Source organism: bacterium (assembly GCA_020440705.1).
Classification (GTDB): Bacteria; Krumholzibacteriota; Krumholzibacteriia; order LZORAL124-64-63; family LZORAL124-64-63; genus JAGRNP01.
The window spans coordinates 1-617 of sequence record JAGRNP010000303.1 but is presented as its reverse complement, the minus strand read 5'-3'; the positions used below and the strand labels follow the sequence as shown (position 1 = coordinate 617).

1 protein-coding gene is annotated in these 617 nt (G+C 71.0%); it reads left to right on the top strand.

Annotation, left to right across the window (positions count from 1 at the left end):
* Nucleotides 1-617: FG-GAP repeat protein (locus KDM41_18500; GenBank protein ID MCB1185415.1), on the top strand; the 617-nt coding region annotated here is incomplete at both ends.

Genomic DNA, 617 nt, shown 5'->3' with positions numbered 1-617 from the left:
GGACTTCGGCGCGGCCTACGTGTTCTCGGGTGCCCCCGGCCACGCGCGGCTCTTCCGCTTCGAGGGCGACCAGGCCGGTGCGCTCTTCGGGGACTCGGTGGGCGGCACCGGCGACGTGAACCGGGACGGCCACGCCGACATCGTGGTCGGCGCGCCCTTCTACGACGTGGACGGACGCCGCGACGCCGGGCGCGCCTACGTGTACTCGGGAGCTGACGGCACGCAGCTCTACCGCTTCGACGGGGAGTTCGCGATCGACGGCGTGGGCTGGGACGTGGACGGCGCCGGCGACATGAACGGCGACGGCTACGACGACATCCTCGTGAGCGCGCCGCACACCGACCCCTCCGGCTTCCGGAACTCGGGATCCGTGTGGGCCTACTCGGGAAAGAACGGCACGCTGCTATGGCGGCACAACGGCACCAACGCGCTCGACTACTTCGGCTCCGCGTGCGCGGCAGCCGGTGATCTGAACGGCGACGGCGTTCCCGACGCGGTCGCCGGCGCGCCCACCGCCGACCCGGGAGGCAAGGAGATCGCGGGCTCGGTCTACATGTTGTCGGGCGTGAACGGTGCCATCCTGCGCGTCTTCCACGGCAGCGATCCGTACCTCTACT